Here is a 26,719-nt window from a genome sequence, read left to right on the forward strand (position 1 = left end):
GTTGCCATGTCACTGAATACTCGTCCTAGAAAAGCGTTAGATTGGCTTACACCATTAGAGAAGTTTGCTCAGCTTGTTGATTATCATAAGGCTTTTGAAACTGTCGCACCTCATGTTTGAATTCGCCCACCTTTAAATTGATGAAAAGCAATTACACAAAATTATTTACAGGCTCCATCACTCTAAAATAGAGTTGCAATTTTTATTCTGCTTTATAAAAGCATGGTACGCGGATTCAATTTATAGGGCTTATATGTCGATTGTAATCTTCTATTATGCTTTTTATCTCTAAACAAACTTGTATCTTTTATGTCCAAGCTCAATCATTTTTGCCAATCTATTTATTGATCATTCACCGATATGAACATTATCTTATCGCTCCAACACCTCATTAGGTAAAACAAACTCTAACTTAATATCGTATGCAGTCACTGTCCGTGTACACTTTGGTTTATCTAGTCCTTTACATTTTTCATGACGGTCTAATTTATTGTTTTTTTTAAATCAAATTAATAAGAAATAAAAATCTCCTCTTAAAAGAGCGGTCGTACATTCTATTATTCTTCACCATCAAACTGCCAGAATACAATCCCCCAATCACTTTTAAAATCAGGAAAGATATCTCCCTGTTTAAAATATTGACGTGAATTTTCTTTGGCAAATGTATACCAGTAGCCGCTGCATGGGGATAAGAACAAGCAAGAAATTGCAAAATTAAGCGTGGCACACACAGCATAAGGCCACTGATATTTCTACTTGTTGAAATAAAAATGTGGCAAAAATGTGGCAAATAAAAAAGCCACTTACATAAGTGGCTGATTTATAAAATAAATTCTGGTGGAGGTGGCGTCAATTGAACTCAAATCCTAACCCATTCATTTTAAAGCTTTTTTATTGAATAAAAAAATTCATTGACCCAATTTTGACCCAATTTAGATTTAGTGCATTGAATCACTTTAATATCTTGTTCAAATCCTGTCTTAGGATTTGAAATGGTGTACCAATATTACCACTTCTACAATCAATACAAAATGTAATGATATATCGTTACATTTTTTGATATTTCTTTTTCATGTATTATCAACTAAGACTAATTCAGGGATAAGGTAATGTTTGAAACTATCGATGATTTAAAGAAAAAATTAGATCAACATCGCCCCCTCTCTCATTCAATTGTAAAAAATCTACAAGAAGATCTTATTGTTCGTTGGACATATCACTCAAATGCAATCGAAGGCAATACACTTACATTGCTAGAAACCAAAGTTGTTTTAGAAGGCATAACTGTTGGTGGAAAAGCATTACGAGAACATTTCGAGGCAATCAATCATAGAAATGCCATCTACTATGTTGAAGACATTATTCGCAAAGAAGAGCCTTTTTCTGAATGGCAAATTCGAAATATCCATCAGCTCATTCTAAAAAATATTGATGATGAGAATGCAGGTCGCTATCGCCAACAAAATGTATTAATTTCGGGTGCTACAACTACCCCACCCGACTATACATTACTCAAAGACAAGATGGCTCAGCTAGTCGATTGGTACAAGTCGGAATCACATAAGCTTCATCCCATAGAGCGTGCAACTAAAGTACATGCAGATTTTGTTGGTATTCATCCATTTATTGATGGTAATGGACGTACATCACGTCTTTTGATGAACCTTGAGTTACTCAAAGCTGGATACCCTCCCTGCGTTATTACAGTCGAAAATCGCCTAGCCTACTATGAAGCATTAGATCAATGGATGGCTTATGGAAAAACTGAGCCTTTCATTCAGTTGGTTGCTGAAGCTGTGCTAGAGGGGTTTAAACCATATCAATTAATTTTAGGAATCTAAAAATTCCCTATTATTTTTTCAGAATGATGATAGGGAAAATATTAGGTTATTAGCAACTCTGATATTTTAAACAATCACACTAGTCTATTAATTGCATTAACTCTTTACTCACATCCGTTTTCGGTTGAAGCATATCTGTTGCAAGTACGCGTTTACTCCCTAAAAGTCTATCCAATTTCACTTCAAAAGTTTCTAATTCCTCCCAATCAGGTGCAGAGATCGTTGGATAATACACATAAACTTCTTTCTGCTGACCGATACGATAAGCGCGGTCAGTTGCTTGATCTTCTTTAGCAGGATTCCAGCTACGCGTATAATGAATAACATGATTTGCCGCTTGGATATTTACCCCGAACCCTACTGCTGTAGTGGAAAGAAGAATTACATTAAATCCTGGCTTTTCTTGAAACTTATCAATTAAATTTTGTCTAGTTAACCCACTTTTACTGCTTGTATTGGTATCCCCATTCACAGTCGTTACATTTAAACCAAAACGTTCCATTAAAATACGTTTCAGAAAGACTTGAATTTCTCTAAACTCCGTAAAAATAATGGCCTTTTCATTTCTTTGCTGAATCATTTGCAAGGTATTGAACAACCAATCTACTTTGGGTGAATCTTTTAGTGTTGCCATTGGATCTTCTGCTAAAGGATGTGCACAAATCATTCTCAATTTGTGTAAGCTACTGAGCATGGCGCCACGATTTCCCTCAGCAGACAACTTACGAAAATGTTGGGCCACATCGGCATATAATTTTCTTTGTAAGTTAGAAATATGAATTGTTTTACAACTATCTACTTCAATTTTAGGTGGTAAATCAGCCACATCATTTTTCATTCGTCTTAGGACTTGAGGATCAATCAATGCTCTCAGCTCATTTAAGACTTTCTCATCACTGACTTCAGCATCTTCTATCGGTCTACGATATTTTTTCCCAAACTCATTTAACGGACCAAGTAAATTTTCCTGAATAAAATCGAATAGACACCATAAATCGGTCAAAGAGTTTTCCACGGGTGTACCGGTACAAGCAATTTTAAAATCCGCTTTTTGCGCTTTAGCCGCTTTAGTCACCATTGAGGTTGGCACTTTAATTTTTTGTGCTTCGTCACACACCATGATCCCCCAGTCTTCCCGTGCCAAAGAGAATTCTAAATCACGTAAGGTTTCATAAGTGGTTAACACAATCTCTGCATCACCACGCCAGTCTTCTTCTAACAGATGCGTAATGCCATGATTTTCACGCAGCTGTGCGGATATCAAGTGTTTAGGAATTTTTCTTGTTTTAAGATGATCGCCATATAAGCTTAAAATTTTAGGAAATTGGCGACTAAAAAAGCGATTGGCTTCCGCTTCCCAGTTTTCAAGTAATGAAACCGGCGCAACCACGAGCACAGGCTTTTTATTTTTGGCATTTTCCAAATATTCGCCAATAAAACATAATAGCTGTAAGGTTTTACCTAAACCCATATCATCCGCCAATAGACATCCACTGACCTGTTCAGGCGCATATTGATGGAGATGCTGTAGCCACGCAACACCATAACGTTGATGCTGTTTTAAACTAAATTCGCTTTGCCTAAAACTTGTTGGCAATCTTGGTGCAGGAAAATTGTTTCGATCAAATGCAAGTTGTGCTGCACGTTGTTTACTATACTCAGCCTCATCAATGTTATTAGCAATTAAGAGCGTATCTCTCTTTTTTTTCTGAGCAGAATTTTCTTCTTGCCTCACTTCTTTGTTATTCAGTGCATGATGTTTTTGACGTAATTCTTCTAAAAGTTGTTTGCTTTGCTCAATTGACAACTTTTGATCCGCATGTGGCAACGCCACTTCTGTTAAACCATCCTGTTCTGCAGCTTGAATACATTTTTCAAGTGCAGTAACCATGTCCTCTAGTTGAGCATCAGTATCAGTCTGATCATATAGATCAATTAAATGCTGTGGTAACCAACCTGATTCTCCACTGTTTCTCTGAATAAATTCTGAATGAAGCTTTGGTGCTTCACCAATGCCTATAACTCGATCACTATAGTTCGATAAATCCAAAACTTGCTGTGCTTGTGCTGCATCCTGATATTTTTGGATGGTCTCTAAGTCTTGCTTGAGTGTTTTTATCTCTTGGTCTAAAACACTTGTACGTTCAATTTCATAACCCGCCCATACAAAAAATGGCGTATTTCGTTCATATGCCTGAATGAAATATGCGCTTTGTTCTAGATTACTCAGCGCTAAGACAATTGGGTTTGTCTCTCTTTCAGAATTTTCGAGCAAGTTGAGCGTTGCCGAGGTATAGAGATTTAATTCATTGTAATTTTTGTGAATACTTAAGGTGTAGCTGTAAATTTCAGCTTGTTGTTTGGCTGCTTCAAAACTTTCAGGTGTCACCACATCTAGAGCATCTTCGCCCAACTGTGCAAATGGATTATGTAAAAATGCCTGAGCTTGCTCACCTGCCACACGCCGATTTGGCATTTTTTTAATTTCTTGCAGCACATGTTTCACCTCAGGCTCAATCACAACATGGGCAATTTCCCCATCTGGCAAACTAATACTGTACTGATCCTGAACCTGCTGATATTGATCAAACGTTGTTAACCAGTCATTTGGCGCTTCATCGAATACCGGCTGTACTTCGACCACCGCTTCTTGGCTAATCAGATTTTTTCTTAAATTTAATTGTAGCTTTTCCGGTGCCAATACAATGGTTTTTCTTAAAAAATTATCTAAATTGGCATTGGCTTTTTTGGCTAGATTTCTAATCTTAGCCAAATATCTTTGATTTAATGCTTTATCTTTATTTTGTATTCTTGAAAATTCTTTTAGCTGCTCTACGACTTTAAAATTTTGTTCATTCAACAAATATTCTTGACCATCTATTCTTAAAATGGCGCCAATACGCTCAGGCTGATTTTTGAGTCTAATATTTTGTTCATTCAGCCAACCATCTAAAATGATTTTAAAAGTTGAATCACTTAAACCACCTTCACTTTTAATGATCGGACGTACATTGGCTTGTCTAGGTAAATGTAATAAATGAATCACACTTGCATGATCTTCATCATTCAAGATCTGGTATAGTTCTTCCCAAGGTAAGACATAGCCCTCATCCGTCAAATATGCTAAAGCTTCTTCTTCAAGACTTTGCCAATAGAAATCTGCGTCCGTCATAGCATTTTGTAAAGACGGATACGTAATACCTAAGTCATTGTAGGTTAAGCACTGTGTTGGTGCTTGTGGCACATGTGCTTCAATAACCTCAGCTGACTTCTTTCTTTTCCAAAATGCCAATCTCATGCTAGATCCTAATATGAACGCTTATATCTTGAAGAGTCGTTATTGTTTGAAGGCTTTCGTGAAAAAAGACCAATTTCCGCTAATTTCTCGTCAAACCTACTTTCCCAATCCCCACTATGACTCAATGCTGTCGGTTCACCCCATCCATTTCTAAAGAGTACAGTATCTTTATTTTTAAGATCTCCAATAAAAATTCTTTCTTTTTTATCATTGTATGGCAATTTGTTATAGGCATAACAAGCATTACCTGTATCTGCAAAATCCACTACATATACATTATCAATTTTTAATAAAAAGGCATTATTTGTCTGCGTTGAGCCAATTAACTCTTTCAATCGACCACGGTTCATTTCACGAAACTTTTTATGTTGCGCTTGCTGAGAATTTAATGCACTAGGACCTAAAAAAATTTGAGAGAAGTTAATCTTATCTATAAATTTAATCCAATAATTAAACCTATTCACATCTGCAGTTCGACTAAATAATTTAAAGAACGCTTCCAAATCAGCTTTTACAAACCATTGAACCACCATACGTTTCGTATCAGAATTGACATTATTCCAACCTGCAGAAGAATCATATTGTGGATTCCCCCATTGATCTAATGCCATCTGCTTGAGTGTTTCATGCACCTTGTCACGTTCAGATGTTTTTGCATAACGCTCTAACAACGCCGCTAAAATATCGCGACTATATAAGCTATTCTGCTCTGACAGCGTAATAAAACGTGCAATAGATTTGAAATAGTCTTTTTCATTCATCTGTCGAATGGACTGAATAGAAGACTTGATTAAATCATCCCAAAACCAACTATTCGGTGCAATTCTTAGACTTTCAAGCTCCTTTTGAATCCCACTCGCATCGTCGTCTTGCAAGAATTGTTTCACAAATGCTTGGGTTGGCGTATCAGATAAAATGTCAGCATGATCAATTAAAGTTGTCATCCATTGTTTTGGACGTTGCGTACTTTTATAAACATTCGACTTATGACGATTCAATATATCTCGCAATGTCAACCAAACCGCTGGCTTCGCTGCAATATCTTCTTTCGCTAAAGCAAAATAACTATACAATAATGGAAAATAAACCAAGTTAATGATGCTCTGTTCCGCTTGATTAAAATGCTGAACAATACGTTTACCAATATCATTAAAAATAAGTTTTTCTTGGGTATCCGGCAAAACCTTACTTAATGCCCAAGCTAAATTTTTCCAATCTCTTCGAGTAAATTGTTCAAATCCTGAATGCTCAAGTTTCGAAATCGTTTTGAATATTTTGACATCTAATGGAATTGAATTTTCAAGATCATCAAATTTTCGTTCCAATACCTGTAAGGTTTTCGTTAAACGTACAGGTTGAACAAACTTACTATATGTGGTTTCTTTTGGAAAAAGCAGGCTTAAACTTTGTTCTAACCGACGTTGCAAACGTTCTATTGTCATCGCATTACCTCGCCAACTGACAAGTTTCAACAGGAGATGAGACGAAATGTGGTTGTGGTTCAGCGTTTTCCTTTTCTTTTAAGCCATAAAACTGCATTCTTAATTCCACACGCCGCGAGGCTTCTTTACTGTCCTTTGCTGAGTTAAATGAAACACCACCTGCTAAAAAAAGCTGTTTCACTTGCTGTTTTTCCTGTTCAGTTAAAGACAAACCTGAACTAAACTTTGGATCAAGTAAGCTACACATCACCCATTCTGAACGTCTTAAACTTAAATTAAGATTGTATAAATAAGAACCATCCGTATCAGTAAAACCCTCGATCACAATTTGTTTGAACCATTTCTCACCTAAAGGATTATTCGCTTCCTCAAGGATAATGGGCACGATGGTATTGAGGCGGTTGCGCCCCACCTCATTTAAACGATAGTCATTATGTGCAAAACGTCCTGCTTCCCCAAAATTGATACGGTTGTTTTTACAGTCCACTTCAATGCCAGCATCTTTTAAACGTGCACTGTTCTGAATATTTTGACAAATATTTAAAATATCCGCATTACGCTGATCTTCTGCTTGCGTCGCTTCATTAATTTTCTTGGTCACAATCATTAAAGACACAGCCATAACCACAAGAAACAAGGTCATTAAAGCCGTCATCAGATCGGCAAAAGAAATCCAAAATGGCTTTTCACCTTCATCTTTAGATCGTGAGGTATTAGAGTACCGATTACCAAACATGACTTAAGTACTCCAATATTAATGTTTCTTCTGAGTAACAAGTTCTTCAAGATCTTCAACGAAACCACTTAAACCTTCTATACCTGTTGATAAACGTTTAACGGCTTGATCAAGAGCATTGTCATATACGCCCAAGGTGTGATTAAGGCTTGTTTCGACGGAGTTACCAAAGCTTTGAAAACTTTTCTCCATCACGTCGCCAATTTGATCAAGATAATCCTGCATTTCTTTCTTCACTTGATTTAATGCAGAAGTCATGTGATTCATATCTTCAAGCATTTTGCTACTCATACCAACTTCTGTCTGTGCTTGTTGAATAAGCCCTTCAAGTGTCGCGATTGCCTTATTCACACTGTCTTGTGAGTTTTTATAATCACCGAGCAAGGAAATCAGATTGCTACTTGCGCTTGTCAAATGGGTGGATGTTGTTGTGACCTCTGAAATCAACTGTGATGTTTTATCTGTAACCGTGGTTAACGATGAACCTGCCGTATTAAATTGATCTGCAGCAAGACGCATTTTTTCAGCACCAGTATTCATTCCTGAAATACTTTCTGTGGTCACTTGTGTCAGTTTATCCATATTATCTTTATATGCATTTACAGCCTGTTGGCTATGCACAATCAATTCTTTAATTTCTGTGCCTAAGTGATCAATCAACGCTGAGGATTGCTCATGCAATTTTTGTTGGTTATTGGCAGCCAATTGGTCTTGTTCCATACGTTGTCTTGCAATATCTGCCATTACATTCGACATGGTGCCCCCCATATCACCAAGTAACTCAGATACCTTGCCATTTAACTGCTCAATTGCATATTGTCCCTGCTCACCAATTTTTTCAGCACCTTGCGATAAATGTTCCACCATTTGATTCATTTGCTCAGACATCGCATTTTGCTTCGCCTGAATATCTTCAATCATTTTGGTGATCTGCATTTGCAAATTTTCCGATGCACTTTCACTATTGAGTTTCATATCTGTAATAAGCTGACTAAACCCTAATTGCATTTCTTTCATCGCAGATACAGATTGAGTCATCATCTCGCCCATGCCCTGCATCTGTGCACCAAAAGTAGATTCCAGTTTGGACATAAACCCTGTTAAAACATCGGTAATTAACTCTTGTACCCGACTACCCTGATCTCCACTGACCTGTTGTACACTTGATGCAATCTTATCCAATGGTGCTTGCAAAGTATCTGTAATGGATTGACCAATTTGCGTCGCCATATCCTGACTTGTTTTGGCATAACTCTCGGTGAGTTGACTCGCAAATGCGAGTTGATTCTTTTTATTTTCCTCGACTAAGTTTGTCATCATGACTTTTAAATCATTGACCAAACTGTCTTTTAATTGACGTGCATTGGTTTCATTCGCTTGACTAGATTTTAAAAGTTGTGCGAGATACTCTTCACCTGTTTCATCAGGTTCAAATTTCAAATCAATGACGCTAGTCAGTTTCTCGAGCTTTGCATAGCATTCTCTTAGCCAATACTTTTCTTTCCAAGTAATAAACATTGCAATACAGATCGCAAGCCCAGATGCCATAAATGCCTCACCAACACCCCCTAAAAGTAAGGCAAGACTGTTTTGGACTTTGGATGGATCACCAGCTGGATCAAAAGCTAGCAAACCAAATAGCAATCCAACAAAGGTAGCAATAATACCAACACCGGTAATAATGCCCGGAATGTGTTTATAGAAATCAACTTTCAGTGGTGTATCAATAATCGCGATTTGAGAAAAAAAAGCATCGCTTGAAACAGTGGATCGGGAGGCAATAATTTTTGACTCACCATCGACTTCTTCACGAATATCATGCAGAGAGTTCTTATAATTCTCCCAAGCATGTTTCAGTTCGCCATCTTCTGAAAAAATTTCGTCAAGCACATGTTTAGCTGTATGTGACTGCTGATCTTCTTTCAATTTTTGAATAATTTCATCAAAATTCTGCGCTAATCTCTTGGCAGGAAACCAATATTGTTTGACAAAAAAATACATTACAAAGGAGACAAAAATCACCATTGCAACCGGTATGACATAATAACTTTGTAAAAATTCTGCTATTGTCAAAAAACTCACTGCATACCCCATAGTATTTTTATAAATTACAATTAGAAAATTATATCAAATAACTTAATATGAATATCTCTTCTTTACTATGTCTAGGATAAAGAAAGGATATTTTAGAAAAACTAATTGGTGTTTAAAGACAACTTTTCCAAGATTTTTAGCTTAGCTTGATCAAGTCTGAACGGCTTTGTTGCATGATTTCATAACTATATGATTTTAAAAGTTTTGATTATTTTTTGATCCAAAATTAAATTTATTTAAATCAGATGCTTACATATTTATGCAACAAAGCCTAAAAAATCTAAAATGCTTAAAAACTATCGACTGCTCAACATATCAAAAATCACCCGTGCAAATATGCTGGCCTTCGCCGGATCAGACAGTAACTGCATCATCTGTTCCTGATGTGCTGCACTGCTGCCCAGAATGGCATCATCCATAGCTTTTGGGAAATCACCCAGCATGGCCTGTTCACGGGTATTGTTGGCAATCTGCTTCATCACAATCTCATTCTCCGCCAGCTTGTCCCGTACCGTATAGGCATAGTTCAGCATGTCTTTATCAGTCAAGTTATCGGTGATAAACACCTCATTCAGGCGCTCGATGATCTGTGACAGGAACTCTTCCTTCTTGTCACGTGGCTTGGCTGCACCGAGGTCATTGCCCGGTTCCAGCTTAAAATCTTCAGCATCTTCTTTCAGCTTGATGTCCTGCTGACGGATCTTGGACAGGCGGTAATGGCTCATGCTGACATTACTCAGATCCACTTCATCATCCTGGGTCGCGGTTTCACGCAGCAATGGACGCAGGTTACGCGCATACAGGCTGAGTTTTTCCAGTTCTTTGTCATCGTAGTCCACGATCTGTGACATAAACTCGTAGAAACGGGTAAAGCTGCCCAAGTCCTTTTTAAAGATCTCCAGCTTGTCTTTTTCCAGCTTGGCCTCTTTAAAGGCATTGTCGGCATTGGCAATCAGCACCGCATCATTAGTTTTCTTGCAACGCTCCAGCATATCGCGGGTGGTGTTATAGGCCTCAATCGCTTGGTTATAACGTTTCTGCCAGCGTTCAACTGCCGGTTTGCAGATGTTACTGATCGCGGCATTGGATTTGTTCTTGGTAAAGAAGGCTTCGACAAACTGCTCGACTTCCGTCCACAGGAAGATCTTGGTGGCTTTGAGCTTTTCAAACAAGTCAAAGATCTGATCCGGATTCGATACATCAGCCAGTTCTGCGGTTTGATAGTAAGGCTGGAAGGCCCCAAGAATGTCTTCAGGATCGTTAAAGAAATCCAATACAAAGGTGCCAGATTCCGCCTTACCTGGATAGGTGCGGTTCAGGCGTGATAAGGTCTGTACGCATTCCACACCGCCAAGTTTCTTGTCCACGTACATGGCACACAGTTTCGGTTGGTCAAAGCCAGTCTGGAACTTGTTGGCCACCAGCATCACCTGATAATCATCACTGTCAAAGGCCTTGCGCATTTCCCGTCCTTTTAGCCCCGGGTTCATGTTGCGTTCGTTAAAGGTCTGCCCGACTAAGCCACTGCTGTCGGTATCCTTGTCATTAAACTCAACCTCACCGGAGAAGGCGACCATGGCCTGAATGGACTTGTAGCCTTGCTCAGACACGTATTTATCAAAGGCCAGCTTGTAACGTACTGCTTCCTTACGCGAGCTGGTCACTACCATGGCTTTGGCCTGTCCACCCAATAAGCCCATCACGTTATTTTTGAAATGCTCGACAATGACTTTCACTTTCTGAGAAATGTTGTGGTCATGCAGGCGCACCCACTGATTCAGTCTAATCTTGGCTTTTTTGGCATCGACCTGTTTGTCGGCTTGTTCAATTTTCTGTTTTAGCTTATACACCACTTTATAGTTGGTATAGTTTTTCAGCACATCCAGAATAAAGCCTTCTTCAATGGCTTGGCGCATGGAGTAGACATGGAAGGCTTCCGGCTTGTTCTGTTTGGATGGCGGTAGCTCAGGATTGGGGACACGGCCAAACAGTTGCAGGGTTTTGTCTTTCGGTGTCGCGGTAAAGGCATAGTAGCTGAGGTTATTACTGCCCTTACGTGCAGCCACCACCGCATCCAGAATATCTTCCGAAGACAGTTCAGCATCCTCTTCACGCTCTTCCAGCATCAACACTTCTTTCAGTTGTCGTGCCGTAGAGCCGCTTTGTGAAGAATGCGCTTCATCGGCAATCACCGCATAGCGTCGCTGTTTTAGGTTGGTGCTGTTTTCAATGGCACGCAACACAAACGGGAAGGTCTGAATCGTCACAATAATGATCGGCTGTGACGTTTCCAGTGCCTTGGCCAGTTTTTCTGATTTGGAGCCATCGCCTTCTTTATTATTGATGCGTCCGACCACGCCATCGGCATGTTCAAACTGGTAGATGGTATCCTGTAGCTGGGCATCCAGAATGGTACGGTCAGTGACTACAATCACCGAATCAAACAGTTTCTGATTGTGTTGATCGTACAGGGTCGACAGCTGATGTGCTGTCCAGGCAATCGAGTTGGACTTACCTGAACCTGCACTGTGCTGAATCAAATATTTCTGCCCAGTGCCCTCCTCTAAGGCGGCATTGATCAGTTTGGTGACCACATTCCATTGGTGGTAACGTGGGAAGATCAGCAGTTCTTTTTTGTACTTGCGTCCTTCCCAGTCTTCTTTTTCTTCAATTTGCAGATGGACAAAGCGTCCAATGATATTCAGCAGGTTGTCTGGGGTGAGGACCTCATTCCACAGATAGGCCGTAGCATACTGATTCTGGTCTTCCGGCACGTCATTGCCTGCACCACCATCCTGCGTGCCCTTATTGAAGGGCAGGAAAAAGGTGTCTTCTCCGGCCAGCTGGGTCGCCATATAGACTTCATACTGACTGACAGCAAAATGCACCAATGCGCCACGCTTAAACATCAGCAAGGGTTCAGGCTTGTTGGTTTCTGGATCTTTCGGCAAGCGGGTGCGTTTGTACTGCAACATGGCATTCTGCACCGCCTGCTTAAACTCGGACTTGAGTTCCAGTGTCGCCACCGGAAAGCCGTTGATAAACAGGACTAGATCAATACGCCATTTCTTGGCCTGTTTGCCCATGTTCTGTAACTCGGCAGCCGTGGCATACGGGCTATACACCAGTTCCGGTACAATGCGGCAGATGTTTTTCTTGTAGTTGGCTAAGGTATCGGGATTGAGCGCATGTTCCGGTTTAAACTGACAGAGGAAAAAGCGTGCGCTACGGGTTTTCACGCCATGACGCAACACACCTAAAGTGCCATAGGTACGGGATTGTTCATCGGTGGCATTGATGTCGGCTTTCTTCAGCTGGGCAACCACGGCTTCTAGAAAATGCCGTTCGGTATCCTGTGGAAAGATGCGCTGAAACTTCTGCCAGTCTTGTGCTTGGGTATGTTGCACAAAATCCAGTACGTCCTGCTCATACAAGGCGGTTTCACGGTTGTAGCCTTGTGGCGTACCAAGTTGCCAGCCTTGAGCCAGCATCTGTTGAATAATATCGTTCTGGAAAATGCTTTCGCGGGTGGCATCCATGTTTATGATTCTCCATCGGCAAGCAAGCGTTGTTTAGCACGTTCCATAGCAAGTTGTAAGCGTTGTTCCAGGATTTCTTTGGGTGGCAAAACCGTCATGTATTCAGCCACATGAATATCCGAGCTTTCCAAGTCCAGCAATTCAATTTGCTCATGTTTTTTAGAAGTACAGAAAATAATGCCCAGCGGTGGGTTTTCACCTTCTTCCTGTTCGTATTTAGCCAGCCAGCGTAAATACAGTTCCATCTGGCTTTTATGCGAATGCCGGAATTTTTCAGTTTTCAGGTCAATCGCGACCAGTCGTTTGAGTTTGCGGTTATAAAACAACAGGTCAATGTAGAAATCATCTTCATCAATCTGAATACGCTTCTGGCGGGCAATAAAGGTAAAGCCTGAACCAAGCTCTAAAAGAAACTGCTCAATATCGCGCAAAATGGCATCTTCTAAATCCTTTTCCAGATAGCGGTCATTCAGATCGAGAAAGTCCAGAATATAAGGATCTTTGAGCAAGAGCTGCTGATGTACAACCCCTTGTTCCTTGAGCTGTTGCAATTCATGCAGAATGGTTTCGTCCGGTTTTTTGGAAATGGCGGTGCGTTCAAACAGCATTGAACCGATGCGTTCATCCAGCGTTCGTGTAGACCAGCGTTCCTGCACGGCCATGCTGAGATAAAACTCTCGTTTGATGTGGTCATCTATATACATCAGGGTTTTAAGATGCGTCCAGCTTAATTGTCCACGCACTGCATGGACAATGTTGATATCATCAAAAACTTCTGCAAATTTAACATAGTAGTTGAGCTGTGACTTTCCCCAGCCTCGGCCTAATTGCGCTGTCAGGGCTTTGGATAAATTGCCAATGATGTGTTGCCCATATTCTGCCCGCTCCCCTTTTAATATTTCCTGTCGGATACGTTGTCCCACCGACCAATACAGCAAGGTCAGTTCGGCATTGACGGCTACGGCTGCGCGCTGTTTGGCGGTATGAACAAGTGAAACAATATCTTGGGTCAGTTGTGGCAAAGCTAAGCTCGTTAATGAATGCTCACTCATGCGCTTAACTCCGTGTCTGCCTCAGCAACTGTTGGGGCTTGCCAGTGGCGAACATCAATTTTTCCAGTCACTGCGGCTGAAATGAGAGCTGTTCGGCGTTCTTGCATTAAGGAAATTGCATTTTCTGCAATTTTGACTAAATTTCGGTATTGTTCTAATAAGTTATCTAGATAACCAACTATTTCACGTTGTTCTTGAAGTGAAGGGAAAGTACCTTTTACAGCTCCAATACGCTCAACATTTAAATTAGCTTGTGTACTTTGAGTAGAGGTTTGCTCTAATGCTGGCAAAGCCGCTATAAAGCTATAACGTAAAAACTCAAGATCAATATCATTGTTTGGTTTAAAGCCCACTACACTATCTGGTGCATATGCTTCAAACCCCAAGATTGCAATATCTCCAATATTTGCAGCGATAGCCATCATCAAGGTACCTTTTGGAAATAACTGACTAACTTCTTTACCCTTTTCATTTAACGTTTGCGAATAAGAAGTAATGTATTTTCCTGCACGAGCAACATCACCAGTCTGAATAAATGGATAATCCCCATCGTAAAAGGCTGGATCATTTCTTGGACGATGACCAAATTTTCCACGATATATACGTGAGGCTAGCCGATAACTTTTAACAATCCAATGCTCCGGCACTTCCCCTAACCATTCCACACCGGAATCTTTCATCGGGACATTGGGATCGAGTCCTTTGGTCACGGCATGGCTAATCACCGCCTGGCGTTTTTCTTTAAGCAGTTCAATCAGTTGTTGTTGCTTTTCAATCAGGTGATCGATTTTGGCGGTTTCGTGGTCAAGGAATTTGGCGATTTGGGTTTGTTCTTCTAGTGAAGGATGCACTAAATGATTATTCTTCACTTCCTCCACAGTAATTTGAGGAATTGCTGTTTGTACAAACTGAAATAAATAAGGTTTACAACCCAGTAAATAATAAAAAGTAAATTTGGAATGTATCTTTTTATGCATTTTTGCATAAATTGTAGTTTGTGAGCATGTAGAGGTAGTTACAACCAACTTAGGAAATCCAATAGAATTCCCCCTTGCAGGAATAACAAAATCTCCTTTTTCTAAAACTACAGAACTTGAATTAACATATCCAAAAAAATGATCTCCTTCTGTCGCTGAATAAACAGGGAGCTTTCCATCTTCTATTAAATCTGCACCTAAAATGGTTTCCCCCATAGCTGATCTAAAATGATGCTTAAATTTTCTTAAATCCCAATGACTAGGAATCTCCCCCAACCACTCAACCCCTGAATCCTTATACTCCGCATAGGTCTGATACTTTGCCATTATGAATGCACCTCTTGCAGAAGTGCCATAATTTCACGGCTCACCGCATCTAAATCCGCATCAATCTCGCTTAAATCACGTGGTGGCTGGTACACGTAGAAATGACGGTTAAACGGAATTTCATAACCAACAATACCAATCTCACCATCTTTTTCGTCACGCTTGTCGGCATTGATCCACGCATCAGGAACATGCGGTTGCACTTCACGTTTAAAGTAATTTTCAATCAGTTCTGTGGTGCTGACTTTTGGATTCAGTGCAATGTTCTCCGCATCACGCAAATCTCCATCCTGTACAAACTCCACCACTTTGCCTTTATAAGCAAACTGGCCATACAGTGGGTTTTCTGCCTGTTTAACGACCTTGCTAATCACCGGTTCAGCTTCAGGATTCTTCCAGGTGATGGCATCTAACAGTTGTTTCTTCTCTTTGGCATCCAGCTTGATGTCGGTCTGCTTGAGGGCTTTTTTCAACACGTCATCAAACTGGTTAAAGTCATCAAACTGCTCAGTGCCAATCACCTCCTGTAAAGCTTGGGCTTTTTCCATCAGGGCTTTCTGGAACAGCCAGATTTTGCTGTCCAGCACCTCTTTAATGTCTTTTTCTTTTAGCTCAGGGAACTCGGCTTTAATCAGGGCACGAACTTCAAGCGCAACGTCCTGCAACTGACCATAAGTTTCTGCTGTCCACGCTGTACCAAAGGCTGTGCCCAATTGCGCATCGATACTTTGCATCACGGCATTAAACGGTTTCGGGGCAAAGCGTAATGCAGCAATCGCGTTATCCGTAATCTGTGCCGATAAACGTAATGGACGTTCAATGGTCACGCGACGATAGCCAAATTCATGACTGTCAAAGATTTTGCTGGCGAATGGTTTTTGCTGTTCGGTTTCGCCATCATTTGCCAAAGTATCTACTGCGACAAATGCACCATAGTTCTGGGTAATGGTGGCAATTTCAGCTTCAGTCAGATAGTTACGTTTTGAACCCAGCGACTTACGCATTTTGGTACTGAGGTTTGAGGCATTGATCAGCTGTACCTTACCTTTACGTTCAGCGGCTTTTTTATTGCTGAGTACCCAGATATAGGTAGCAATCCCGGTGTTGTAGAACATATCGTTCGGTAAGGCAATAATGGCTTCCAGCAAGTCAGCTTCTAAAATGTAGCGACGGATCTCACTTTCGCCACTGCCTGCACTACCGGTAAATAAAGGTGAACCATTCAGGATAATCCCGATGCGGCTACCGCTCTCGGTACTACTGGCATCACGCATCTTGCTGATCAGGTGCATCAGGAATAATAGTGAACCATCCGATACCCGTGGCAAGCCTGCACCGAAACGGCCATCAAAGCCTTTTTGTTCATGTTCATCTTTAATGTCTTGTTCGATCTTTTTCCAGTCCACACCAAAAGGTGGGTTAGATAACATATAGTCAAATTTATCTAATGCGAGTTGATCATTCGACAAGGTATTACCAAGTTTGATTCGGCTTACATCCTGACCTTTAATGAGCATGTCGGCTTTACAGATAGCGTAGGATTCTGGATTGAGTTCCTGACCAAACGCACGCATCACCGCATTCGGGTTCAGCTCATGCAAATATTCCATACCGGAAGAGAGGAAGCCACCCGTCCCCGCTGTAGGATCGTAAATGGTACGGATAATGCCATCTTTGGTCAGTACATCATCATCTTCCATAAAGACCAATGCTGTAGTCAAACGCACGATGTCACGCGGGGTAAAGTGTTCCCCTGCGGTTTCATTCGAGCCTTCGGCAAAACGACGGATCAGTTCTTCAAACACCAAGCCCATGTCATGATTGGAAATGCTTTTAGGGCTAAGATCGGTTGTTGCAAATTTCTGTACCACTTTATACAGCAGGTTTGCATCATCCAATAAACCGACAAATTCGATAAAATTAAAGTATTCAAAAATCTCGCGGGCATCTTTGGAAAAGCTTTGCACATAAGTGCTCAAGTTGGCCTTGATATCGCTCTGCCCCATTTTACTCAAATCCATGGGCGAGCTATTAAAGAAAGCCAAACCTTGGGTGGCACTCAACAAAAACTTTTCTTGTGCTTCTTCGGGTAGGTTCATCTTGGCGACTTCTTCATGTTTCGCCAACACAGATGCTTTACTGCTTTCTAGCACACACTCCAAACGACGTAATAGCGTGAATGGCAAAATGATGCGGCCATATTGCGATTGTTTGAAGTCACCACGCAGCAGGTCGGCAACCGACCAGATGAAAGAAGCGATTTGTGAAAAGTTATTGTTGGTCATAGTGTTCTGAAAAATCCTGGTTCTTATTTGACGCAGTAGCATCAACTGAAAACTTGCTTACCTTTATCTTACTGAAATTTTGTTGAACTTTTGGAAAAAATAGTGATTAATCACTCAATTGATTTAACTAGGCGACAAGCCTTGTCGCTATAGGCCACGTGACTTTAGTTGTATAAGCGATAGCCCTGCGACTTCTTCATTCCAGCAGCTAGGATGCCGACACGACTCCATGTGCCTTTTATAGACTCGATCTGCTAAACTCAATTTATACTCCCTTGTTTAAAGGAACTTGAACTATGCTCCTTACCCTCGAACAGAAAAAAAAATATATCCAAGCAACGCGCTTGCAAAACTATCAGGCCAGTTTAAAGCTGGAAGGCATTAACCCGTCCTCAACTGCACCGGCATTAAGTAAAGCTCAGATTCTACAGAAATATAAGAAATTCTCACAGACCTCGGAATCGTGATCAGGCTTCCTTATGGATAAATATGGTGAAATGGGTGACAGCATTTACTGTTACCCCGACTCGGACGTCCTCAAAAACAAACTGAACATTCAGGATGCTGAAATTCTGCAACAGGCAGAACTAGAGTTGACTGAGTATGCCAGCACACGCATTGAGTATGCGGAGCCACCTTACGATCTCAAATACCTGCAATCCATTCACTTTCAGCTCTTTTCAGACCTGTATGCCTGGGCAGGTGAACTAAGACAAGTGGCTATTGCCAAAGGTGATACCCGCTTTTGTACCTTCTCGCGTATTGAGATTGAAGCCAATAAGCTCTTCAAGCAACTTGAGCATCAGCACTATTTTCAAGGTTTAGCAAAACCAGTGCTTATCCAAAAAATTGCCGATTTTTATTGTGAACTCAACGTGATTCACCCATTTCGTGAAGGCAATGGACGCACCCAGCGTATCTTCTTTGAACACCTACTTGCTCACTGCGGCTATGGGGTACAGTGGAGTAAAATTAACAATAAGGAAGTATGGATTCAGGCCAATATTGATGGATTCAACTGCCGGTTAGATGGACTGATCGCTATTTTTGAAGCCTGCATAATCACTCCTGAATAACAAAAAAATTAAGGGAGCCGAAGCTCCCATCCATTACCGGCTTTCCAACTTGGCTTCAATCCACTGATTGATTTCCCAAGCTGACCAACCAATACGGTTTTTTGTGATTTTCACTTTCTTGGGGAAAGTTTCATCGTAATAAGGTGAATTTTCATCCATCATCTCATAAATAGTTGATCGACAAACGCCAGTAAACTCTATGACTTGTTTGATATTAATGAGTTGATTCATTTGAAAAGTTTGACCGACAAATGTATTCATGACGAGTTCTCCTAAGATCATTTAAGCGAGCTGTCTTCTGCTCAAATGATCAGGACGTTCTGTAGAAATTTATTCCAAATTGATCCAAGCCAATCTAATTTACCGCACTGACACTTTGTTGCAGCCCCTGCTGAATCTCCTGTATGTAATCCATCACATCCGTCTGACCAGATTCAGGCTTAGTTTCTGTGCTGGCATAAAACTCTTCCAGCACATCTACTCCTTCCTCACTATTGACCTCAAACTTCGCATTCGCAAAACCCTGTCGTGCGATATGATCCAAAGCCTCCTGATAAAAACCTGCCTGTTTACTTTGTTCATCAATCTGTGTCGCTGTACGAATGGCTTCATGTAACTGAATCCCTTCCCTTAACGTCAGATCCACGTAATACACGGGTTGGCGATAGCTTTGCGTAGTACTCTTTCCCCTTAAAGTCAGCTGTAGGGGCAGACATGACAACAACCCTCCCGATGCCGCATGGTAGTAAGCTAAACGTGCAGCCAAGGTTCGGATGCTGTTAAAGCCAGTGGTTCTAAAGATGAAAGTGCCCAGTTCATCCGATTCATCCAAATTGACATGCAAACGCCCATAAGGCTTGCAGTGTCCACCTTGTGCCAACGAACAGAGATCTGGCGATGGACACGGATGCTGTTCGACGCCTTGACTGGTCAACCGCTGGCAGGTCTGTCCGTTACCTACACAAATCGGTCGTCCCATCTGTCGGTCAAACATGCTGTACTCTGCTCTCAGATTCAGATCAGGGTCATTGAAGATCATTCTGACTGGAATGGAGCGCAGCTTTTGATTGGGAGCTTTGGCCCGTAGCTGCTCATCCAGTGGATGCTTGATCCAGCCGTCCTTACTCTGAATCTGACTGGTGATGGTGAACTGGTCATCTTTTTCTGGTAGGCGTTTACCATTCTTTTCGACCACCTTGCCAATACTGATACGACCAAGTACAGGCGGGGTAATTGCTAGACCTTTAATCATGTTGAATCTCCTAGAAATATTGAATAAAGAAATAAAAAATCCCATGCGCTGGGGCATGGGATCGGTATAGGCTTAGGTTAAGTTTGGTTGTTGTTGATTAACGATTGCTATAGATCTGGAAACGTCGTGTACCTGCACGGGTGAGGGGAAATTGTTCCAGCATTTCTGGGTGTAGTTTCAGCAAGGCCTTACTGTCCAAGCTGACAGAGTCCTTACTTTTCTTCCAGGTCACTGAACCGTTTGCAAACGTAGCGCGTTCTGCATCTTTCATTAAGGCCTGTATTTGATGCTTTAGTTCATCAAACTGAGTTTGGTGTTGCTCAATCTGGTTCTTCTCCTCAATCAATTGATCGAATAACTGATTGGCAAATTCCAGCTGACTGAGATCTTCTACCGTTAAAGGCTGATGCTCAGGATAGAGTTGCTGTAAGGCTTGTGCTGCCGACTCACTGGCATCTGCTGCCGGTGGCATATCACGCTGTACACATTCCCAGAAGTAGCGTTCCGCATGGATGATCTGTTGGATCAACGCTTCGTTGCGGGTGACTTTAAAAATCCGGGTTTCATGTCCACACAGCAAGACGCAGATATGCGCAGCCTGTTTACCGGTTACGGCCAGTTGATGCTGTACCTGACACAGAACATAGAGTGGAACACCGTCCCGCCATAGTTTACTGCCATACTCTCCTGCGGTTTTACATTCAAGGATCTGTACCTCATCGCTACCGACCACAGCATAGTCCAGATTGGCCAGCATAAAGGCTTTATCCGGATCAGGGTGCTGCAACACAGCATTGACCCGACGCACCTTATTGTTGGTCTGCATGCTGTAGTATTCGGCGACTAAAGGTTCAAGCTGCTTGCCCCAATATAGCGGTGCATGGCCTGAGCTTTCATCTTGAATGTTTTGCTGTACCCGACCCGTCTTGATCATCCACAGTTCCAGCATCGACATATGCGGATTGAGTCCGCATGCAGTGGCTGCATCACTACTGCCAATACCCTGTTTACGTACTTCTAACCACTGTTGATGATTGAGATCTTTGGTGTTGGCTAATCGTTTGGCTGCCATACTACGGTTGTTTTTATTTGATGCTGCTGGCTGCTGTGCCAATGGTTGTAATGGCAACAGGGATGGGTGAGATAGATTTGATAATTGAGCGACGTTGTTCATGATTTATCTCCTGATCATTGAATCTACAAATTTGCGGCATAAAAAAAGCCACATCCGGGGAGATGTGGCCAAAGGGTAGTTTTGAGGTTCATGGAGAATTTAACCTTGATAGTAGATTAAGTTCTCGATCTTAAATAAAACTTAAGCCAGTAAATAAAACTGTATTAAGCAACCAATCTCAAGGCCTGTTCCAGTCCACGCTGTTTGAGTGCTGCGCCTGCACCAAACCATGCGGAATCAAGTCGGTGATCGGTACTCATGGCTCGACGCTCATGGTCTGCAAATTCAGTGATCGAACACAGCAAACCATAGGCGGTATCTTTGGCAGAGGAAAGTTCTGCCCCTCGTCCCTGTCCGTTAAACATCTCCATGACTTTACTCATGGCCCGTCCATTTGGCTCAGTTTTATTACTTGTGGAGTTACTGGCTTGTGCTGCCACATTCCGGTAGAACTGGATAATGTTATCCTCCTGGTCTTGTACGCTCATGGTTGTGTTATTGAACACAGCATCAAAGAAGGCAGCGGCTTCACCCTGAGTGACTTTACGCTGACTGAGCTGTTTCATTTCATACATGTGCTCATCCCAGGCACGCACGGAAATACCCAATTGCTGTTTGACTTTCTCGGCATCGAACTTGGTGCTATGTGGAACTTTGACTACACCAGCACTGCTACTCTGCCCACGTAAGGCAATTGCCAAAGTGTTGTTACACACCACACGAATCGAAGTGAACTGTGCCGTGGTTGCCAAGGTGCCATCACAAGCGGTTGCCAACAGGATGTAGCCATTGCTGACATCCTTACCTTTGAGTGCAGTAGATTGCCCTGTACGTGCCAATGCCCAGAATTTCTTACCCCCCTTGAGTACACCCGCAGTTTCAAGCTCAAAGCCCGATTGCTCAGTCAGATCCCGGTAGAACTCCAGAATCTCTCTAGGTTGTACTTCCTGATAACGCTGGCTAACGACTGATAAGGGGGCATGGGTATCAGAACGGTAGAGTACCCGTTGTTCTTCATAAGGCAGGATGATGCTCTGTCCACGTTCATTCTGTGCCATGTAGCTGACATTAGAGGATTCAATGCGCCAGTCCATCCCTGCCTGTTGTGCCCAGATTTCAATCGGTTGATTAGGGGTCAGTTGATTACCCAAGCCATGCCAAGGGGTATCACCGACATAAGCCATTTGTTCAATTTGATGTGCCATAGTTTTAGTCCTTATAAACAAAAAAGACTGCTCAATCTCACTCCCTTTATCAGGAATGAAATCGAGCAGTCTTCTATTTGATCGATGTAATTAGAACGGACTTATCACTTGATAAATCCAATTCCTGATTGATTCATATTGATGTTATATAACTGAAATATGTTTCAATCAGTCTTAGGAAACTTAGATCTTATGATGCTAGTAGCATAGCTTTCATCTCGCGGTAGTCGCATGATGCGTTTAAAACCACTTTTGCGGTTTATTCAAGATGGCTTTTTTGAGTAATAATGTATAAATCAAAAGTGCTGTGTTCAGCCTTTTTTGATCCCTCGTCTGCTGTCTATTTCAAATTTTCCATGCCCAAAAGTTTGCATACCCTTAGTAGTCTTTACCCTCAACCTTTGGCTTTCTTTGGTTTCCTTTGTGAGATACAAGCCAACTGTGAGTAATTTCTCCAAATCGCCTTCCACCTCCCGTGACAGTGTGCCAATGCCTATCTCATTACCCTGCATTATCAATTGGTTGATATATGCTCTATTATGCAGATTGTAATAAGTCCCTTGTTGGTTAGTCAGTTCAATCCACTTCTCACCAACTTGCTGTGCCAGATATGAACCTTTACGATGTTTATCCGCACTATAGATCAATAGCAAATGTACGTGATAACCACCATTTTCTGTTCCTTGCTCCATTGCCCAAGCGTAACCATGTAGATTTTCAAAACAGGTATCTTGATTTGATATGCGATTTCGCATCTTCTCAAAATGCTGATAAAACTGTTTAATATTGATGTCTGTCTGAGCTTCTTTTGTATATTTCAAATCCACCCGTACCACTAGTATCCGTGAATAATGCTTAAAAAGCTTCGTGAGATATTCCGCAAGACTTTTTGCATTATCAACTTCCTGTAAATGAAACTGCTGAATATCTGTATAGATACTGCTCTTACAAAGCTGAGCCTGTTGCAGTAGTTCCTGTAATTGTTCAGGTGTCAGTGAAAGTACAAAGTCATAGTTATCAGCTGTTTGATCATCTGATCCTATAGGTTGAAAAGGACTATAGCGTATCCCATCTAGTATTAATTTCAGCTTGATGAATGCTTGTAGGTAATCGCAGTAAAACAAATCTATATCATAGATAAGATCAAATTGCTCCAAAAGGTATTTGAAGTACGTCAATTGTTCAGAATAAAGTCCACAACTAATAATTTCTTGTGTGAATTTTTCAATATCCAATAGAATTTGGCTTTCTGAAAGTGGTTGATTTTGTCGTTGAGATGTCATAGTGTGTATTTCCTTTAGTTGGTTCATCTCATCAGTCACTTATGTATTTTTTTATTTTGAAAGCTATCTTATCTTGTTGTACCAATATTCAGTCAGGTATTGAATTCACTTACTTTTATGAGTTTGGGTTGAAGGCTTGAATAAATCTATGATTGCTCCGATTACGTATAGATGAATATGTGTTCACTATCATTAGTTGATGCAATTGAAATCGTATAGTTTATTGAAATCACGGTATCATCAGATAAATGTGTTTTATTCTTTCTGTGAGTTATTGATAATCCTAAGCTTTATTTGTTTATATTATAAACTACCGAATAAGACATACTAGAAAGACACCTCAATAGTTCCTAGTGGCAAGGGCGGTGTTTCTTAAATACCCCCATATTACGGGCTATATGGGGGTGGTTGAGTTAAGCTAAAGTTAAGTCACTGATTCGTCAATTGTTAAGCTTAGTTTTGTTGTATGTTCTTCCAGTTTCAATGGCATTTTTTTAACTGTGGATCTTAAAGCTTTCTTACTCACAGACTCTTTTTTAACAAACAAGTTTGTTAAATATTGACTCATGCTGAGTTTGTATCTTTGATTGGACGAGACATCCTGTAAAAAAATAGCCTGCGAAATAAAAAATGGAATAAGATCAGAAATGACTAATTTGTCATTAGCCATCTTACTATTTTTGATAAATAGATATTTCACTGCCAATTGTTCATGTTTTGGAATCAAGCTAATACTATGTGCTAAATCTTCAAGCTGACCAAAATTCATTTGGTTTCCTCGCTTTTTCATTTCAGCTTCTACAGTTTTTGTCCATAATTCTACAACATGCTCACTGAGCTTATTTTGATTTTCCGCTAATTCAGCACTATCAAAAATCAATACAACATCCAAAGAAACACTTTGATGCTTCTTACATTCCAATAGAATATGTTGAACATCCTTAAAGTGACGTTCTTTACCTGATAACCTCGTTTTAAATTTATTAAAAAGTGACATTAATCCTTTTTTTACATTGGAGTCACTTGGCAGATTAAATTGCCAACGCATAAGAATGCGTTCTTGATCAAAAGCCTTTTGCCACAACTTTGCATTTGCATACTTTAGATATGTTAAAGGTTGCTTCATTTTCTTTTGATACTCTGCGACCAATACTCGCGCCTTTTTCATCAAGTCATTAAGCTTTTGAACTTGCTGGTGATGCATCTTCAATTGTGAAAGATCGGACTGATATTCTTCATTAGGACGAGATTCAAACATCTTAGTAACCAAAATCCAATAACCTGATTGAATACTCAGCTCATTTAACTTATTTTCAATATCTTGTGTATGAAAGTCATAAAGTAAAGAAAGATACTGCCCCCCAACAACAGACATTTCTTCAGGATTACATTCTCGTTTTGGTACTACTGCAAAATAGGGATTTGAAGCACTTAGTAAATTATCGATAAAATGTTCAAACCTGACCAGAAAACTTAGAAGTTCTGCATCAAGAATCTCATTTTTAAATAATATTTCAGCCCAAGTGACACGTTGCTTATTTTTAATTTCAGTTTTCCATATGCCATTTTTCTCATCCAAGACGTAATCAATAAAGTCTTTCAAAATGGGGATTTTTGATGGATTTATTAGATCTTCATCTTTAGGTGCACCAACATGAAGCTTTTCTATTTTGAAAATAGGTTTACTTTGAAATTTTGGTCTAGGTTTTGATTCAACAATGTCAGCCAAAGGTAAATTATTGGTAATATCAAATTTTTCACTGTAGAAAGAAGTTTGGTTAACCTCAGTCCTTCTTTGATATGTTACAGGCCCTTCATTCACTTGAGATTTTTTTCTTCCTGACTGATTTGAATTTTCTGTCTTCTGTTCACCCCTACAGCGACTATATTTTTCCTGTTTTTCAGGTGTTGCTAATTTAGTCTGAATTTTTTTAGGGTAGGTTGATGATCGATAAACAAAGCTTACTATAGATGGATGTAAATCCTCATGATGTTTCTGGAAATATAGATACTTACTAGAAATAAATAAGTATTTAATCCCCCAATACTCTAATTTTTGCCTGTCTTCATTACTAAAAGAATCATCTATTCCAAACTTTAATTCAGGTTGAAGCTTTCTTAATTGCTCATTCCAATTGATAATTTTAAAAATAATATCGTGCTGATAGTCTTGAAAAGTGGAATGGATACTTTGCTCAATCTTATCCAAATCTTCTTTGGAATAACATAATTCATTTAAATCCCTATGATTACGCCATTCGTTTATTTTTTTTGTGTAAAGTGGATTCAACCACTCATTTAACAACACTTTATCAGACAATCTATGTTGCAATTTTTCATTAAATTCTGCTAGCCACGATGATTCAGTCAAAGTCAAAGATTGCAAAAAAATGACTACATGGAATCGAAAGCCATATATCCCATCATCTTCAAACTTCACATAAAATCGTAAAGTATCCGACTGTTGTTTCAGAATATCATTCAGCGCATTCTCTAATAGAGGTTTTAACAAAACAGCATTTTCTCGCCAATTTTCAATCGCATCCCCTTTGAACTGATCCGCTTCAATTTCAATATCAAATGCTAAAAAGTATGCACTCTGGGTATTTTTTAAAAATAGCTGTACGTCTTCAAATTGATATTGATATTCTAAATCTACATCAAATCGCGCTTCATTTTTGGCTAATAATTTTAGCTGTTCTCGTACGGGGTACACTTCCTTTAACCAATGGGTCAGTTCATTGTCACCATATTTTTTTAGTACCAAATTTCGATATTCACGTAACCTCAAATCAGAGTATAGCTTCCTACAATCTTGTGAGTATTCTGTTATTCCAAAATTTCCAAGCACTTCATCTTTGACTATTAACTTATCTGATTCTGTTTGAAAGGACGCAAAATCATTTACAGAAGGAGGCGTAGCTTCGACGGACAATTGGTAAAAATAATCTTCACAATTACGATACCATCGAATCAACTCTAAGGAATTTGAAACTGGTGATGAGATGATATTAAAACAACCATCCTTATCAAAAATAGAATGTGAATAGCGGAGTTCCATAATCTTAAATAAATCACTGCTCCGCACGAAGGAAGAATTGCTCAAATAAGTAGTATTAGACACGCTGAAATACCCTA

The 26,719-nt window shown here is 40.3% G+C and carries 17 protein-coding genes and 2 pseudogenes; 4 read left to right on the forward strand and 15 right to left on the reverse strand.

The annotated features are described in order from the left end of the window. Window positions 1–120, forward strand: a pseudogene (locus FTU50_RS08565) (IS30 family transposase); the annotation flags it as partial. A gap of 252 nt (window positions 121–372) precedes the next feature. Here FTU50_RS08565 and FTU50_RS15565 read toward each other — a convergent pair. After that, a pseudogene (locus tag FTU50_RS15565) lies at window positions 373–477 on the reverse strand (hypothetical protein); the annotation flags it as partial. A 632-nt stretch (window positions 478–1,109) separates the two neighbouring features. Between FTU50_RS15565 and FTU50_RS08570 the strand changes: the two are divergent. After that, window positions 1,110–1,841, forward strand: a complete 732-nt coding sequence (locus FTU50_RS08570; RefSeq protein ID WP_180046895.1) for a Fic family protein — start codon at window positions 1,110–1,112, stop codon at window positions 1,839–1,841. Between the two features lie 79 nt (window positions 1,842–1,920). On the opposite strand, the gene FTU50_RS08575 is transcribed toward FTU50_RS08570, so the two are convergent. The 8 genes from FTU50_RS08575 to FTU50_RS08610 form a co-directional block, all read right to left on the reverse strand. Beyond that, complete coding sequence (locus tag FTU50_RS08575) at window positions 1,921–5,139, reverse strand: DEAD/DEAH box helicase (protein ID WP_180046893.1); 3,219 nt, start codon at window positions 5,137–5,139, stop codon at window positions 1,921–1,923. An 8-nt stretch (window positions 5,140–5,147) separates the two neighbouring features. Continuing rightward, window positions 5,148–6,581, reverse strand: a complete 1,434-nt coding sequence (locus FTU50_RS08580; RefSeq protein WP_180046891.1) for an EH signature domain-containing protein — start codon at window positions 6,579–6,581, stop codon at window positions 5,148–5,150. Between the two features lie 4 nt (window positions 6,582–6,585). Further along, window positions 6,586–7,317, reverse strand: coding sequence for a type I Zorya anti-phage system protein ZorB1 (zorB1, locus tag FTU50_RS08585; RefSeq protein ID WP_000467885.1), 732 nt, complete (start codon window positions 7,315–7,317; stop codon window positions 6,586–6,588). An 18-nt stretch (window positions 7,318–7,335) separates the two neighbouring features. Then, window positions 7,336–9,399 (reverse strand): anti-phage ZorAB system protein ZorA, encoded by a 2,064-nt coding sequence (zorA, locus tag FTU50_RS08590; RefSeq protein ID WP_373685473.1) that lies wholly within the window; start codon window positions 9,397–9,399, stop codon window positions 7,336–7,338. A 308-nt stretch (window positions 9,400–9,707) separates the two neighbouring features. Further along, complete coding sequence (locus tag FTU50_RS08595; protein WP_180046897.1) at window positions 9,708–12,956, reverse strand: DEAD/DEAH box helicase family protein; 3,249 nt, start codon at window positions 12,954–12,956, stop codon at window positions 9,708–9,710. Then, complete coding sequence (locus FTU50_RS08600) at window positions 12,953–14,002, reverse strand: YhcG family protein (RefSeq protein WP_180046887.1); 1,050 nt, start codon at window positions 14,000–14,002, stop codon at window positions 12,953–12,955. Before FTU50_RS08600 ends, FTU50_RS08595 begins: the two co-directional genes overlap by 4 nt. After that, complete coding sequence (locus tag FTU50_RS08605; protein ID WP_180046885.1) at window positions 13,999–15,306, reverse strand: restriction endonuclease subunit S; 1,308 nt, start codon at window positions 15,304–15,306, stop codon at window positions 13,999–14,001. Before FTU50_RS08605 ends, FTU50_RS08600 begins: the two co-directional genes overlap by 4 nt. After that, complete coding sequence (locus tag FTU50_RS08610; RefSeq protein WP_180046883.1) at window positions 15,306–17,591, reverse strand: class I SAM-dependent DNA methyltransferase; 2,286 nt, start codon at window positions 17,589–17,591, stop codon at window positions 15,306–15,308. Before FTU50_RS08610 ends, FTU50_RS08605 begins: the two co-directional genes overlap by 1 nt. 296 nt (window positions 17,592–17,887) lie before the next feature. Between FTU50_RS08610 and FTU50_RS08615 the strand changes: the two genes are divergently transcribed. Continuing rightward, on the forward strand, window positions 17,888–18,058 hold the full coding sequence (locus tag FTU50_RS08615) for a YhfG family protein (protein ID WP_075168045.1): 171 nt from the start codon (window positions 17,888–17,890) through the stop codon (window positions 18,056–18,058). 12 nt (window positions 18,059–18,070) lie between these two features. Next, entirely contained in the window at window positions 18,071–18,667 is a 597-nt protein-coding gene (locus FTU50_RS08620) for a putative adenosine monophosphate-protein transferase Fic (protein WP_180046881.1), read from the forward strand. Between the two features lie 33 nt (window positions 18,668–18,700). Here the strand turns inward: FTU50_RS08620 and FTU50_RS08625 are convergent, their stop codons facing one another. From FTU50_RS08625 to FTU50_RS08650, 6 genes are all read right to left on the reverse strand, one after another. Continuing rightward, window positions 18,701–18,928 carry an AlpA family transcriptional regulator gene (locus FTU50_RS08625; RefSeq protein WP_075168047.1) on the reverse strand — a complete coding sequence of 76 codons (228 nt, stop codon included), beginning with the start codon at window positions 18,926–18,928 and terminating at the stop codon, window positions 18,701–18,703. 94 nt (window positions 18,929–19,022) lie between these two features. Then, a complete protein-coding gene (locus FTU50_RS08630; RefSeq protein WP_180046880.1) occupies window positions 19,023–19,919 on the reverse strand; it encodes a hydrolase or metal-binding protein in 897 nt (298 codons plus the stop codon). Between the two features lie 97 nt (window positions 19,920–20,016). Then, window positions 20,017–21,093: a YqaJ viral recombinase family protein gene (locus tag FTU50_RS08635; RefSeq protein ID WP_096902608.1), complete on the reverse strand. Its 1,077-nt coding sequence runs from the start codon at window positions 21,091–21,093 to the stop codon at window positions 20,017–20,019. Between the two features lie 164 nt (window positions 21,094–21,257). Next, window positions 21,258–22,298: a DUF932 domain-containing protein gene (locus FTU50_RS08640; protein ID WP_096902609.1), complete on the reverse strand. Its 1,041-nt coding sequence runs from the start codon at window positions 22,296–22,298 to the stop codon at window positions 21,258–21,260. A 311-nt stretch (window positions 22,299–22,609) separates the two neighbouring features. Further along, window positions 22,610–23,581: an inovirus-type Gp2 protein gene (locus FTU50_RS08645; RefSeq protein ID WP_096902610.1), complete on the reverse strand. Its 972-nt coding sequence runs from the start codon at window positions 23,579–23,581 to the stop codon at window positions 22,610–22,612. A 424-nt stretch (window positions 23,582–24,005) separates the two neighbouring features. Then, window positions 24,006–26,705 carry a hypothetical protein gene (locus tag FTU50_RS08650; RefSeq protein ID WP_180046878.1) on the reverse strand — a complete coding sequence of 900 codons (2,700 nt, stop codon included), beginning with the start codon at window positions 26,703–26,705 and terminating at the stop codon, window positions 24,006–24,008. Between the last annotated feature and the right edge of the window lie 14 nt (window positions 26,706–26,719).

It is taken from the genome of Acinetobacter sp. YH12112 (assembly GCF_013418945.1).
GTDB lineage: Bacteria > Pseudomonadota > Gammaproteobacteria > Pseudomonadales > Moraxellaceae > Acinetobacter > Acinetobacter indicus.